General features: G+C 32.3%; 13 protein-coding genes and 1 pseudogene. 13 read left to right on the forward strand and 1 reads right to left on the reverse strand.

Features of this window, described 5'->3' with window-relative positions; genetic code table 11:
• Positions 1–24: 24 nt before the first annotated feature.
• Positions 25–2,196, forward strand: coding sequence for an RHS repeat domain-containing protein (locus tag LNQ81_RS13270; protein ID WP_229947496.1), 2,172 nt, complete (start codon positions 25–27; stop codon positions 2,194–2,196).
• A gap of 5 nt (positions 2,197–2,201) precedes the next feature.
• On the forward strand, positions 2,202–2,747 hold the full coding sequence (locus LNQ81_RS13275; protein ID WP_229947498.1) for a hypothetical protein: 546 nt from the start codon (positions 2,202–2,204) through the stop codon (positions 2,745–2,747).
• 60 nt (positions 2,748–2,807) lie between these two features.
• Here the strand turns inward: LNQ81_RS13275 and LNQ81_RS13280 are convergent, their stop codons facing one another.
• On the reverse strand, positions 2,808–3,065 hold the full coding sequence (locus tag LNQ81_RS13280; protein WP_229947499.1) for an XRE family transcriptional regulator: 258 nt from the start codon (positions 3,063–3,065) through the stop codon (positions 2,808–2,810).
• A gap of 12 nt (positions 3,066–3,077) precedes the next feature.
• On the opposite strand from LNQ81_RS13280, the gene tnpA reads away from it, so the two are divergent.
• The 11 genes and pseudogenes from tnpA to LNQ81_RS13335 all read left to right on the forward strand — a co-directional run bounded on the left by tnpA (position 3,078) and on the right by LNQ81_RS13335 (position 14,475).
• Positions 3,078–3,362, forward strand: a complete 285-nt coding sequence (tnpA, locus tag LNQ81_RS13285) for an IS66 family insertion sequence element accessory protein TnpA (protein ID WP_229947501.1) — start codon at positions 3,078–3,080, stop codon at positions 3,360–3,362.
• Positions 3,362–3,700, forward strand: coding sequence for an IS66 family insertion sequence element accessory protein TnpB (gene tnpB / locus LNQ81_RS13290; RefSeq protein WP_255669482.1), 339 nt, complete (start codon positions 3,362–3,364; stop codon positions 3,698–3,700). Before tnpA ends, tnpB begins: the two co-directional genes overlap by 1 nt.
• A 55-nt stretch (positions 3,701–3,755) precedes the next feature.
• Entirely contained in the window at positions 3,756–4,232 is a 477-nt protein-coding gene (locus tag LNQ81_RS13295) for an IS66 family transposase (RefSeq protein WP_229947506.1), read from the forward strand.
• Between the two features lie 638 nt (positions 4,233–4,870).
• On the forward strand, positions 4,871–5,728 hold the full coding sequence (gene ltrA, locus LNQ81_RS13300) for a group II intron reverse transcriptase/maturase (RefSeq protein WP_229947508.1): 858 nt from the start codon (positions 4,871–4,873) through the stop codon (positions 5,726–5,728).
• A gap of 59 nt (positions 5,729–5,787) precedes the next feature.
• Entirely contained in the window at positions 5,788–6,138 is a 351-nt protein-coding gene (locus LNQ81_RS13305) for a group II intron maturase-specific domain-containing protein (protein ID WP_229947510.1), read from the forward strand.
• 76 nt (positions 6,139–6,214) lie between these two features.
• Positions 6,215–7,168: pseudogene (gene tnpC, locus LNQ81_RS13310) on the forward strand (IS66 family transposase); the annotation flags it as partial.
• A 469-nt stretch (positions 7,169–7,637) separates the two neighbouring features.
• On the forward strand, positions 7,638–8,411 hold the full coding sequence (locus LNQ81_RS13315) for an ATP-binding protein (RefSeq protein ID WP_229947512.1): 774 nt from the start codon (positions 7,638–7,640) through the stop codon (positions 8,409–8,411).
• A gap of 5 nt (positions 8,412–8,416) precedes the next feature.
• Complete coding sequence (locus LNQ81_RS13320; RefSeq protein WP_229947513.1) at positions 8,417–9,325, forward strand: response regulator; 909 nt, start codon at positions 8,417–8,419, stop codon at positions 9,323–9,325.
• Between the two features lie 409 nt (positions 9,326–9,734).
• The gene (locus LNQ81_RS13325; protein ID WP_229947522.1) at positions 9,735–11,792 is read left to right on the forward strand and encodes a S8 family peptidase; all 2,058 of its coding nucleotides are present in this window, start codon (positions 9,735–9,737) and stop codon (positions 11,790–11,792) included.
• Between the two features lie 744 nt (positions 11,793–12,536).
• Entirely contained in the window at positions 12,537–12,989 is a 453-nt protein-coding gene (locus tag LNQ81_RS13330) for a hypothetical protein (protein ID WP_229947523.1), read from the forward strand.
• A gap of 553 nt (positions 12,990–13,542) precedes the next feature.
• On the forward strand, positions 13,543–14,475 hold the full coding sequence (locus LNQ81_RS13335) for a PorP/SprF family type IX secretion system membrane protein (protein WP_229947525.1): 933 nt from the start codon (positions 13,543–13,545) through the stop codon (positions 14,473–14,475).
• Positions 14,476–14,493 lie beyond the last annotated feature (18 nt).

A 14,493-nucleotide genomic window follows, 5' to 3' on the forward strand; every position in this document is an offset into this window, starting at 1 on the left:
GTATGATGCGTTATCTAGAGCTTAATGTTATATGACTATAACAGTCGTATTCTTAGAAGTTATACTAAAAATTATCTAGAGGGATATACCCAGGTGGATACAAAGTATACTTTTACAGGTCTTCCCTTAAAAGTAACCACTAAACACAAAAGAGATAATCTTGTTACAGATGTACAACAAATAGAAGAAAACTTTGTTTATGATCACGCAGAGAGGTTATTACACCAAACCCATAAGGTTAATAGTTTAGCCGAGGTTGTTCTTTTTGAAAATGTATATGATGAGCTGGGAGCTTTAGAGAAAAAACGCGTTGGAGGAAAAAGGTCAGGTACTACTCCTACAACTAATACTTTCTTACAAGAATTACAGTATAAATACAATATCAGAGGATGGCTTACAGAGGTTAATAATATAAGTAACATAAGTCAGTTAAACAATGGAAAGAGTACTTTGTTTGCCCTTAAATTAAACTACAATAAACCTGAACAAAACAGTTCAGGAGTTAAAGGACTTTATAACGGTAATATCACTGAACAAATTTGGAAAAGCTCCTTAGATAATAAAAGGCGTAGTTATGGTTATGTATATGATGGAGCCAATAGATTAGTATTAGGTTCTTTTAAAGCTCCTGATTTAGGTTCTGCTTCTACTGCAAATCTATATGACGAGAAATTAGCGTATGACAAAAATGGAAATATTTTAAAACTTGATAGAAATGGTGCTTCACTCGCTGGAGTAGTAACTACTATAGATAAGTTAAATTATGGTTATGAACCAGGAAGCAATCTTTTATCAACTGTTAGAGATGCTTCTGGTAATCAAGAAGGATTTAAACAAGTTAATACATCAGGTATAGACTACGGATATGATGAGTTTGGTAATCTAACTAGTGATAAACACAAGAAAATAACTAAGATTAAATACAATCACTTAAACTTACCTGTTGAGATTAGCTTTGGTACAGATAAAATAGAGTATATTTATACCTCTTCTGGAGAGAAAGTACAGAAGAAAGTAACAGATAAAGGTATTGTTACACTAACAGATTATTTAGGAGGATTTCAGTATGTAAAGGGCAAACTTAGTTTTTTCCCTACAGCGGAAGGATTCTTTAATACAGAAACAAATACTTATGTATATCAGTTTAAAGATCATTTGGGTAATATAAGATTATCTTATAGTGATAAGAATACAGATAATACCATTGATGCAAGTGAGATTATAGAAGAGACAAACTATTATCCTTTTGGACTCGCTCATAAGGGCTATAATCAGAAGAATGATGCTTTAATGAAAGATTACAAGTATCAATATAATGGTAAAGAAAAGCAAGAAGAGTTAGGGCTTAACTATTATGACTATGGAGCACGTAACTATGATGCAGCTATAGGTAGATGGATGAATGTGGATCCATTGGCGGAGAAGTATCCCTCTTGGACACCATACCATTATGTACACAATAATCCGATTAATTTGATTGATCCTACAGGAATGGAGAGTGAAGACTGGGTGAAAAGAGAAAAAAATGGAGGAACTGAATACTTTTTTGACCCAGATGTACAAGGAAAAAATGCAACAGAATCTAAGCATGGAAAAGGATCTCATGTAGAAAATGGATCATCACTTGTAGGAAAGTCTAGTCAAGGAGAGAAATATAGGTATACTTTTAATAGTGATGGATCTTATTCAAAAGGAGGAAGTATGGTTAATAGTAGAACAAAAACAGAAGGAGGGTCTACGATATATCAGTATTGCAGTAGTTGTTTGGATCCTCAAACTTTATATCAACAGTTTGGAGGAATAGGTGGACTTACATATCCAGGTGGGGATAATCCAAAAACATATGGAGGAAAAGATGATTATTCATTTGTTCCATCATCGCTAGTAGAATTTCCCGCTATACAACATGACTTGGCATATGATAAGTTAGGAATTACAGGTGCAAGTGGACTGTTAATGGATAGAAGTGCAATCTCGGCAGATTGGACCTTTGTAAATCAACATATATTTTTGTCTCAATCAGGTCTTTTAAGTCCCACAGATAGATTCAAATCGGATCTTTTAGGGTTTGGTTTAGGAGCTGCTGCGACTCCAAAAACATTGTTGAATTTTGTCTTGCCTTCTCCAAAATATAACTATCCATATACGCCAGAACAACGAGTTTTAACAAATATAGGTATGTCTAATTTTAGATAGTTTTTATGAAGAAAATGGTTCGATTTTTAAAAATATTGATTAGTTTGTTAGTTGTTATTGTTATTATTAATTTTTTGTATTCTTTGTTTATGGTAGGTAGCCATCCTTATGCAGAACAGTATATTTTAAATGTTTCGGAAGATAAAACTATAAATGAGATACAAAAATTAAAACAAAGAGAGTTTTCATTACAAGTACCATTAGATAGTTCATCTTTTGGAGGATTAATTGATGAGAGAAATGGAAATATGTATTATGTGTATTTTTTATTAAGAGATGGAAAAACAGTAGTATTGTGCTATGTAAAAAGAATAGATGATTACACTACTACTTTGGGATTGATATCTGTAGGAGAAGGATCTCGATTTTTAAATAATAGGACAATTAATGCACGAAGTTATTTTTTGTTAAGAGATTTAAGTAGAAATGAAAATAAACAATTTAAGAAAGATTTAGAAGAACAAGTTTTAGATAAATTGAATATTAAATGGAAGAAAAATAGATGGTGGTATAGTATCTTTCCAAGATTTAAAACTAAATTTCCCCAATAGAGAAAGTATTTATTTATAGAAACAAGCCCCCATAATTAGAATTGTTGGGGGTTTTGTATTTTATAAAATAGATTGAATTTTTCTTTTAGCAATAAATGCATCAATGACCGAAAAGATGTGATTTCGATCTGTTTCTTCAAACTTAGACACTTCTAAAATACGTAAACTGGTATATTTATCAATTAGCACTTCTTCTTTACCTGTGAGGTAATCTAAAGAAACCTCTAAAATATCAGCAATTTTCCTTGCAATCTCAATGTATCCGCCCGAGCAACCACATATTTCATAAGCTAATGTAAGATAGTAAGTTTGTTTCAAATAATAAATTAGATGAGCAAACAAGACAAGATGTACTCTCATGTAGAGGATTGGAAATCAAGTGGATTAACGCAGTCAAGATACTGTGAAAGTGTAGGAATTAAGTTAGCAACCTTTAGTTATTGGGTAGTTAAATATAAGGCAGAGTCAACACAATTAGACAATAATTTTATAACTGTAACAAAAGGTCAAGTAACCAATAGTCAAGAATATGAGATTGTGTATCCCAATGGTGTAAAGCTACGTGTACAAACGGATAATCTTAGCGAACTATATTCATTAGTAAACTTAGTGTAATGTTTAGTTTGAGTAGTTCCAATCAATTTCATTTGTATAGGCAGGCTTGTGATATGCGCAAGAGTTTTGATAGTCTTTGTGGGCTTGTTCAGAATGAGCTTAATCAAATAGCTCATAATGGAAGTGTCTATATATTTATCAATAGACGCTGTAATCAAATGAAGCTCTTGCATTGGGAAGCAGGAGGCTTTGTACTATACCACAAACGCTTAGAACAAGGAACTTTTTCCTTTCCTACGCATAGTAAAGCTCAAATAAGTTGGAGTGATTTAGTGCTTATGATAGAGGGAATACAGATTATAAAAAGCAGTCAAAAAAGAAGGTTTTTATTGAAGTAAAACACGTGCAAACCTTGTGTATTCTGGGGCTTTATCGTATATTTACTCTATGGAAATGGACTTAGAAAACTTATCGAAAGAACAACTTTTGGCGCTTTTAACTAAAGCTCAAAAGACTATTTCCATACAAGAAGAAAGGGTAGTTAAGGTTGAGCAAAAAAACAAGAATCTACAATATTTACTTGACTTATATCGTCGAATGCAATTTGGTCAAAGTAGAGAGCGTTTTGCTGTAGGTCCCAATCAAATGGAACTTCCTTTTGAGGTTAAACAAATAACGAAAGAAGCACAGGAAGAGGTAATTAAACAAGAGATTACTTATTCTCGCGAAAAGAAGAAACATCCTGGAAGAGCTAAACTACCAGATCATTTACCTGTTGAAGAAATAGAAATACATCCTGAAGGAGATTTGTCTGAAATGGTTTGTATTGGTAAAGAAACTACAGATGTATTAGGTTTCATTCCAGGGCATTTTAAAATAAAACGTTACATCCGATATAAATACGCTACTAAGGATAAAGACAATGCCTAAATTAGTATTGGATTACTTCCAGAGCGAATCATCGATAAAGGAATACCTTCAGAAGGATTATTAGCTACAATACTTGTAGACAAGTATGTAGATCACCGTGTGCCACGAAAGTGTGCTGCATAATTATATATACGGCAACTATGCTGTACTAAAGATGAGGGTAGGCCCCTCGAAATCTGTTTTGCAGGAATTGGTTTCAAACCACCTCATGCTGCATTAGTCAAAAGCTTTTGTAGTGAGCGATGAAGGAAAAGGCTCTTTAAAGAGTCAGGTGACGCTGTTGGAGACGACCGAAAGGGAACCGTTGATGAAATGTCGTAAACGTAAAGATGATGTCAAAACCAAGGATAGGTGATTGCTTTGGGACTAGTCAGGGATGCATCTGTTTACTGCCCTGACGGCATCCGGCACAAAGACGGCGTGAACTACAGTGAGGCTTTAGTATGGAACGTGGGAACCTATGTATTGTTTTTAAGAGAAAGGCACAAGTAGTAACCCTACAAGGCTGAAAGTATCGATACGTTACATAGGGGCGGATTGACTGGTAGTAGTGTTGAAGCATCTGTAATGGATGTGGAGCGAAGCGGTCAACTTATTCTGCTAATTGAATTAATCAACCGGAAAACTGGGAGGAATTTATGCAAAAGGCAAAGTCATTTATTATTTCAAAACACCTTGTAATGGAAGCGTGGAATCGCATTCGTTCCAATGGTGGAAGTGCTGGGATTGATAATCAATCTTTAAAGGATTTTGAGAAGAATCTTAAAGATAACCTTTATCGAATCTGGAACCGTATGTCCTCGGGCAGTTATATGCCATCTCCTGTAAAGCTTGTAGATATTCCAAAGAATGGAGGAGGTACTCGACCGCTAGGGATTCCAACGGTGGGTGACCGTGTAGCTCAGATGATAGTAGTTTTACTTTTAGAGCCAGAATTTGAGAAGGTTTTTCATCAAGATTCTTACGGTTATCGTCCCAGGCGCTCAGCTCATGACGCTTTAGCCTCCGCTCGACAAAGATGCTGGAAGTACGACTGGGTATTAGACATGGATATCAAAGGATTCTTTGATAACATCAACCATGCACTTTTACATAAAGCACTTGTACGGCATACTAAGGAAAGCTGGATGTTATTGTACATTAAAAGATGGTTAGAAGTTCCTTACATGCGAGGGAATAAGGAGCTAATTGAACGAACTAAAGGTGTTCCTCAAGGTTCAGTCATCGGTCCAGTATTAGCAAATCTCTTTCTTCACTACGCTTTTGACACTTGGATTACTCGGAATTACCCAATGGTACCTTTCGAACGTTATGCAGATGATACAATTTGTCACTGTAGAACACAAGAACAGGCTATCATGATGCAACGAGTTGTTGAGGAGCGTTTTAGAGCCTGTGGACTTGAATTGAACGAAACTAAACTAAAACAAAGATTGTCTACTGTAAAGATTCAAACAGGAGAGCAAATTTTGATCAGATTCAGTTCGACTTTTTAGGATATACCTTTCGACCTCGTAAGGCAGAGAATAATGCGAAGAAATGTTTTCTTAGCTTTTTGCCTGCGATAAGTAGTAAGGCTAAGAAGAAAATAGGAGAAACTATGCGCTCATGGTGGCAAACAAGTCGAACGGACAGAAGAATTGAAGAGCTTGCATTATGGTTAAATCCAACTCTTCAAGGGTGGATTAACTATTATGGTAAGTTTTATAAAAGTCAACTAAATGGTTTGTTTAATCGACTCAATCAACGACTTGTAATCTGGGTTACGAAGAAATACAAAAGGTTTAAAGGTCGGCGAACTCGTGCAAGGAAATGGTTAGGTATATTTGCAAAGAATCATCCTAATCTATTTTCACATTGGCGATTTGGTTTGCGACCAGCAAAACCTATTGAATTGACTGGATAAGAAAAGCCGTATGAAGCGAGAGTTTCACGTACGGTTTTGTGAGAGATTTGGGGTGAAACTCCCCTTATCTACTCGACTTCCGCTATATCGTCAGAAGCAACGTTTTTCAAGAGAAAACATCGATATAGCTTCTTCTACAATAGATGGTTGGGCAGCTCAAAGTATGGATGCTTTAAAACCACTATATGAAAAGCTTGTGATGGATATCAAAAACGAAGGGTATCTTCAAGTAGATGAGACAACCATCAAAGTCTTAGATGAAAAGAAAAAAGGGAAGACACATTTTGGTTTTTATTGGGTGTATCATGCGCCTATATCTAAACTCATAATGTTTAATTACAGCCCCACACGAAGTGGTAGTGCTGCACTACCTGTATTGGGAAACTTCAAAGGTTACCTTCAGACGGATGGCTATTCTGGCTACCTTGCCTATGGAGCTAAGTCTGGCGTGACTCATCTTGGTTGTTGGGCACATGCTCGTCGTGAATTTGAAAGGGCTCTTGATAATGATAAGATAAAGGCTCAATATGTATTGGTAGAAATACAGAAACTATATGCCGTGGAGAGAAAAGCAAAAGAGCAAAACTTAACTCCACAACAGATTAAAGAGCTTCGTCTTGAACAAAGTCTTCCTATCATCAATGAACTTGGTAAATATATGTTTGCTCAAATGAAGCTTACTTTACCCAAAAGTCAAATAGGTAAAGCTTTTGCTTACTCTCAAACTAGATGGGATAATCTTAGTGCGTACTTATATGATGGAAATCTACAAATAGATAACAATCTCGTAGAAAATGTTATTCGTCCAGTCAGTCTAGGTAGAAAAAACTACTTATTCGCAGGATCACACGATGGTGCGCAAAGAGCAGCTATGGCTTATACATTCTTTGCAAACTGTAAAAAGCAGGAAGTTAATCCATACAAGTGGTTAAAATATGTACTGGAAAATATTCAATCCATCAATCACAAAAACATCACAGATCTATATCCGCATAATTACAAGAAACTAATTTTACCGTCCGAAGAATAATATCTAGACCGAACAAGATGTATTTGCTCGGGTGCTTACTACTTGTTTACATGATCAGTCCCTTTAACCTATAAATTATCAGTATGACACTAAACGGAGATACATTTTTTTGATTAGTCAGATAAGAAAAAAATAATACTAGAGTGTATAATTATATAGGTTAGGTGGTTGTATTTAGTTATAATTCAGTTGTGATTGTAATCTTATTTATTCAAACTTAGAATATTTCTAAAATACATACATTAGTTGGGAAACTATATATCTATACTATATTTGTATTAAATACTTGATAAACAGTATTGTAGTTTTTCAACAATATAAAATTTTATAACCTTTCTTTATTTTATAAAAGTCAGGATAATCTCAATACTTAAATGTTATTGCCTACACAAAAAACTAATTTATTTTTATGTTAAATAATAATCAATTTAGTTAAGCTTCCAAAGATGAAATAATTAAGTGAAAAATAATGAGTAAATTTATTCCACAAACCAGAAGTAATCCAGTTCTATTACAAAAAAAACTAGATAAATTAAAAGCAGAAGTAAGTTTACATGGTAAAAATATAGATGCTATATCAAAATCACACGATAATCATATTACAATGTTAAGCAATTTTGCTAGACATGATATTAAGAACTCTGTACAAAGTATGGATAGTATTCTAAGTACAAATGAATTATACGAGTTTACTGAAAATCATATAGAATCTCTTAAATTAAATCTGAAAATAATTAGAGAGACAATTAATAATTTCTCACAACTTGTTCCGTATAGTGAAAATAATAATTTTACTTTAGATGAATTAACTATAGCCATAGAGTTACTCAATAGGGAAAGTTTTTACGTGAACAAAGTCTCTTTTAAGAAAGAGATTCCTGAGGGTGTTTTTAAATTTAATTTACCTTTTCAATCTGTAGTTCAGATGATTAATAATATTATAATAAATGCTATTAAAGCATTTGAAAATGTAGATGATAAAAAGATAAAATTTCAAGCAGATTTTACAGATGAAAGTTTTATGATAAAAATTTATGATAATGGAAATAAAATTCCTTTTGATGATATTGATTCAATTTTTGATTATGGTAAATCTTCAAGTGGTGGTTCTGGAATAGGATTATATCACGCACGTTATTTATGTAACTTATATAAAGGTAAAATAGATATAATTGAATTAACAGATAATAAGGATTACAGTAAATATTTTTTAATAAATTTACCAATAATAAATAATCTCTAATAATAATGAAAAGAAGTGTTTTAATAATAGATGATGAAAAAGATCAAGCAGAAGGTCTTTGTAAAGCATTGACAAAATCTCTATCCAATACGTATTTTGATTATGCAAGTGAAGAAGAAGAAATTACTTCCTCTATTGAAAATAAATATTTTTCAATCGCTATTATTGATTTAAGAATGGATAAGTTTTCATTTGATGGCATAGAATTGATAAATAAGATTTTTGAAGTTAACCCTTTTGCAAAAGTCATTATAGTATCAGCATTTACAGGAGAGTATTTTCGTCAAATTAAAGATTTACTTGTTACAGGAAAGATTATTGACGTTATTGATAAAATAGAATTTTCTCTTTTTGTTAAACAGTTAGGAAGTAAAATAAATAGTTATCATAAAGCTTTATTTGAAGACCCTTCAGAAATAAACTCCGCATTGCTAGAGTTTTATTCTCAAGCAAAAAATGAAAAGAATAATTTTAAAAAAGGTGAAAAGTTTGAACATTTTGTAAGCTTATTATTTCAATCTATTGGATTTAAAAATGTAAATAAGCGTATAATAGATAAATCCTTAAATGAAGTGGATTTAATTATTAGAAACGAAATAGATGATAGTTTTGTTAATAAGTTTGGAAAGTATATCCTAGTTGAATGCAAGAATAAGCCAGAGGATAAAGTAGATAAAAATACTTTCATTGTATTTAATAATAAACTAAAATATACTAATGGATTAGCTGAATTAGGAATTCTAGCTACTACAGGATATATTACTAGAAATACTTATTTAGAAGCTATAAGAGACTCTAATGAAATGAGAAAGGTTATATTTTTATCAAATCCTGAATTTGAAAAATTAATAATGTCAAATAACAAATTGGAAGAATTTAAATTAATAATAGACAGCCAAGTTAAAGACAATTAATATATTTTTAATTTCAATTATAGTTAATTAAAAAACTCTTCTAGTTTGGTGCTAATTCCAATTTAAACAATGAAAGCTCTTATTTAAAAAGCATACGTATAGGAGGCAGAACCTTATTTTGCTAAAAACCTGATAATATTTGTTATCAGGTTTTTTTTCAATATGTGTCTAGTTTATATGCAGTTTTAATAGATTAGTACTCTTAGGGAATGGCCAAAAATTAATAGAAATTATAATGTAACATTTAACCATGTAGTTGTATTTACACAATATTGGTAATGGTTCATGGGTATTAGGTGTAAAAACTGATAGTAATCAAATAAAATTACTTATTTATGATGTAAATGAAGTAAGAGGGTATAAAAAGTGAAAATTATGATTACTTTTAGAATCGTAAACTGTTAAGAATATGAAAAAAATACTACTTACTACTTTTTTGCTATTTGCTATATGGAGTCAGAATGCCTTAGGGCAGAATCTAACTACGCGAAATGCTATTCGGTCAACTTATGATATAGAGGCTAGCTCTAAACAGATTAATGAGTATGCTGCTAAGGCTGAGATTAATAGGAAAAGAGCTTTTGCGGTAGCTAAAAATAAAAGTCTTCCAACAAGTGGGATAAACGCTCGTGGAAATTACTTTGAACTAAGTAGTATAGATGACAATGGTATTTTAATTTATAAAACCACTTTAAATGCTGGTTCTAGAATAACGGCTAGAGCGGAGAATATTCCAACGACTCTAAATGGGAATACTTTTTTAGAAGGAGAGGGGATGCTTATTGGTTTAGTAGATGGTTTACCACTGCTTGATACTCATCAAGAGTTTTTTACAAGTGATGCAAATAGAATCTCTAGAGCTACTTTAAAAGAAACAGTACCAGAGATATTTAACCATAGAGACAGTATTCGAAGTCATCAAACCAGACGGTTTCACGCAACCCATGTTGGAGGTACAATAGCAGCTTTAGGTCTTAATCCTGAGGCTAAAGGGATTGCTCCAAAAGCTAAGTTGTGGAGTTACTCATGGAATGATGATTATAAAAAAATGTCAGACATGGCCATCGCAGGTATTGTGGTTAGTAATCACTCATATGGGTTTGATTATTTTGATAATTATGGAAATCTACAAGATCCTAGGCTTTTGGATTATTTCGGAGCGTATTTAGACACAGCAGTGCAGTATGATAGGCTTGCGATTAACTATCCATATTATCAGCCTGTTTTAGCTGCGGGAAATGATGGAGATTTGCAAAGTAAAACGTATCGCAATACTTCAAAAGAAAACTGTAATTGTGATATGCTTAATGGTGGTGGAGTTTCTAAAAATATGGTTGTTGTAGCCGCTGTAGAGCAAGTGGTTTTATATACCGGAGCATCAAGTGTGAGATTAGCTTACTTTAGTTCACAAGGTCCTACCAATGATTTTAGAATAAAACCAGATATCTCAGCTAAGGGAGTAGATGTATTCTCATCAACATTTGTTGTACCTAACCCTTTAAATGCTACACCTGGAATTGGCTATTATGTAAAGAGTAATGGGACTTCAATGGCTGCTCCTGCGGTAACTGGAGTTTTTGCTTTATGGCAAGAATGGGCAACTAAGTTTTCGTCTAAGCCTATGCCTTACAAATCAGCTACTATTCGTGCTTTAATGGCGCATACCGCGGATGAAGCAGGAGCTGCACCAGGACCTGATCACCTTTTTGGATGGGGACTAATTAATGCAAAAGCAGGAATAGATGTACTTTTAGCAGCAAAGGATAAGCGAAGTACTTATGTTTTAGAACAAGAATTAAAACAAGGAGAGAAATTTACTAAAGAGATTTATGTAGGTAAGGATAGGGGTAAAATGGTTGTAACTCTTTCATGGACTGATCCAGAAGGGACTCTTGTTAAAGGGAATTTAGATGAGGAGTATATGAAAAATAATCCACTTCTTATTAACGATCTAAATGTGGTGGTAAAAAAAGGCAATGAAGTATTCTATCCATGGAGGTTAACAAAGGATTTTAATAACCTTAAAGCAGAAAAAGGGGTAAATGATGTAGATAATATCGAGAAGATAGAAATCATGGATTTAACACCTGGAAAATACACTATAGAGGTTAGTCATAGTAAAACACTAAAGGCAGGAAAACAGGAATATTCACTGATAAGTACAGTAGGGAAGTTTGATGATTTAAAACCAGAGGATAAAGAACAAGAGACTGGCAATGTGGATGAGATTAGATTATGGCCTAATCCGGTTGTGAATGAGTTGTTTGTAACAGTAGGTGAAAAATATAATGGAAGAACTGTTAATATACGTGTATTTGATATCAATGGTAGACTTATAGGGGATATATCTGAGACAGTAGAACAAGCAATGGTGAGCGTAAATATGTCTGGATATAATGCCAATGTGTATATTGTAGAGGTAAAAACATTTGATTCTTCTAAGACTGTACGCATCGTTAAAAAATAAGTTTGTAAAGTAATGAAAAGGTAATAAAAGAAAATTAACGTCTTATAATCTAGTTTTAATTACTAAAAAAGCGCAACAGGAATTTCCCGTTTGCGCTTTTTTTCATGTAGAAAGGTTTGAAGAATTTTATTTTAAACCAGACAATGGTTGTCAGCCTTTAATTCAAGAAGTAGTATGGAAAATTGTACACTCTATCAAGTAAAGTATTATTCTTGTCATAAAGGCTTTCAGACCATTTAAAATTTTAAACAATTAACTCTTAGTTAGGAAAATATATTTTACTATTATAATAAGCTTAAATAATAAAATAAATGTTAATTGGTGTAAAAGTAATGCATTAAATATGTTTTTAATGTAGAATAACTGATTTTTATATTATTAATTGTGATTTATTTATATTTATGTTGTTAGTTTATTTTAAGGGCTTCAATTTTTTTAAATCTATTATAATTAATTTGATTGTTTAGTAAAATCTCAACTCAGATTACCTTGTTTTGAAAGATATACGCAGTTATTTTGGCGGTTAAAGTATTTTGTAAAACCAATAATTAGAACGTTTTAGTTGTTTTTAGTATAGAGGTATTGTTAATATTAAGTAAAAAGTATTGGAGATCATGTATTATTTATATTCATTTGTTGTGTACTTTACATCAAAAGGGATTAAGAATTAATAATTGCTTTATTTGTCAAAAACTATTCACCTTACTAACAGAATAAGAAATTGAAAGTAAAACAATTAGTAGTATGAAAAGAAAGATTGTTATTGGGGCATTTTTGTTGTTTGCCAGTTTTGCTAATGCTCAAAGTAGAGTTAGTAGCACAAGTATTGGGATTAATCTAGGAGGACTAGTATCGGTGGTATATGATGATTCTACTTTGCTGGGATTAAAGGATAACCAATGGAGAAAGATAAATGAGTGTCAAGCTCGTTATGAGAAACAGTATAGTGAATGGGCTAGAAAAAAACACTATAAAGATTATGAATTAGAGCGTAAACGCGAGCAAATGTATAAGGAGATCCGCATAGAGATAGGAGATATCTTAACGGTGTCTCAACGTGAGAAATGGAATGATTATTCGTATGATTATAAACATGATCACAAAGATCATCACCATCATCAAAATAGCAATAAGTACAAGGATAAACACTACAAGAAAAAACATAAAAACAAGCACAAGCACGATGATTGTGACTAGGATTAAAAGTCTGCCATTTGGTGGACTTTTTTTTGTTTGTAAACTAAAAAATAGTTCAAAAGGTCATATTTGATGTTTTCAGGTTAATAAAAAACCTTTTTTCAGGATATTTTGGTAAAAAAGCAATGAGAATAACTTAAATATTCTTGTTTGTGCGATTTTACTCATTTTGTGATTTACAGCTGTATAGTCCAGTGGGAATTGTAGCAAACACTAAGGGGTGTGAAGTCTTGTTTTGTCTATGTGATTTGTTGAGATTATTAAGGATTTATTTAAATTATTTAATTTTTAAAAATATTCTCTTTTTTGATGTTTTATCTATATTGTTTTGTTATTTATAAGGTAATAATTGAATAATATTAAGTTAATGTTATGAATATGTGTGTAATTGTTATTTTTGCTTTGTAGTTAGAATATAGACTTGAAGGTGGTTTTGTATGAGATTTTATAGTAAATGTTTTCAAATAGCTTATGTGTAATAGCTTATTTAAAAACAAGGTATCGTATTATTTTTTACCTGATTACTTAAGAGACTATAGAAAAGAAAAAAAGCATGAAAATTAAAAGAAACATTAAAAAAATAGCAGTTAGCTTATTAGTTATTGGATCTGCTGTAAAGGGATATGCCCAACAAGATCCTCAATATACCCAGTATATGTATAATGCTAATATGATTAACCCTGCTTATGTGGGAAGTAAGGAGAACTTGAGTGTTTTCGGAATGTATAGGGCACAATGGGTAGGGCTTGAAGGAGCACCTAAAACAGCTACTATTTCTGTGTCAACACCTCTTGGAGATAAAGGATTGGGATTAGGAGTTAATTTTATTAATGATCGTATAGGGGCTATGGATGAGAACAATATCTCGGTAGACTTATCCTATACAATAGATTTAAATCAGGATTATAAATTAGCTTTTGGATTAAAAACTACAGCTAATATATTAAGTGTAGATTACTCTAAACTTACCATATATGATCCTACAGATCCAAGTACTCAACTTAATATCAATAATAAGTTTAATCCCAATGTAGGAGCAGGGGTCTATCTTTTCTCTGACAAGGCCTATGCGGGTATCTCTGTACCTAATTTTTTAACAAGTGATCGTTACAATGACAATGACATTACAGTGATGACACAAAAAGCTCATTTCTATGTAATGGGAGGATATGTATTTGATGTTAGTAGAGATGTATTATTCAAACCAGCAGCTCTAGTTAAGGCTGTTAGTGGAGCACCTTTACAAGTAGATTTGACAGCAAACTTTTTATTCTATGAAAAATTTACACTAGGAGCAGCCTATCGATGGGATGCCTCGGTTAGTGCTTTGGCTGGATTCCAAATTAATAAAAATCTGTTTGTAGGCTATAGTTATGATGCCGATACAACTAAACTTAATAATTACAACTCTGGGTCACATGAGGTGTTTTTGCGATTTGACTTATTTAATAAATATAATAAAGTTAGTACTGCTCGATTCTTCTAAAAATATAGCAACAGTTGA

The sequence above is a fragment of the Myroides oncorhynchi genome (assembly GCF_020905415.1).
GTDB classification, from domain to species: Bacteria; Bacteroidota; Bacteroidia; order Flavobacteriales; family Flavobacteriaceae; genus Flavobacterium; species Flavobacterium oncorhynchi_A.

Coding starts and splice junctions, on each gene's coding strand:
- LNQ81_RS13270 (WP_229947496.1), top strand. CDS start 25: ATGTTATATGACTATAACAGTCGTATTCTTAGAAGTTATACTAAAAAT.
- LNQ81_RS13275 (WP_229947498.1), top strand. CDS start 2,202: ATGAAGAAAATGGTTCGATTTTTAAAAATATTGATTAGTTTGTTAGTT.
- tnpA (WP_229947501.1), top strand. CDS start 3,078: ATGAGCAAACAAGACAAGATGTACTCTCATGTAGAGGATTGGAAATCA.
- tnpB (WP_255669482.1), top strand. CDS start 3,362: ATGTTTAGTTTGAGTAGTTCCAATCAATTTCATTTGTATAGGCAGGCT.
- LNQ81_RS13295 (WP_229947506.1), top strand. CDS start 3,756: ATGGACTTAGAAAACTTATCGAAAGAACAACTTTTGGCGCTTTTAACT.
- ltrA (WP_229947508.1), top strand. CDS start 4,871: ATGCAAAAGGCAAAGTCATTTATTATTTCAAAACACCTTGTAATGGAA.
- LNQ81_RS13315 (WP_229947512.1), top strand. CDS start 7,638: ATGAGTAAATTTATTCCACAAACCAGAAGTAATCCAGTTCTATTACAA.
- LNQ81_RS13320 (WP_229947513.1), top strand. CDS start 8,417: ATGAAAAGAAGTGTTTTAATAATAGATGATGAAAAAGATCAAGCAGAA.
- LNQ81_RS13325 (WP_229947522.1), top strand. CDS start 9,735: ATGAAAAAAATACTACTTACTACTTTTTTGCTATTTGCTATATGGAGT.
- LNQ81_RS13330 (WP_229947523.1), top strand. CDS start 12,537: ATGAAAAGAAAGATTGTTATTGGGGCATTTTTGTTGTTTGCCAGTTTT.
- LNQ81_RS13335 (WP_229947525.1), top strand. CDS start 13,543: ATGAAAATTAAAAGAAACATTAAAAAAATAGCAGTTAGCTTATTAGTT.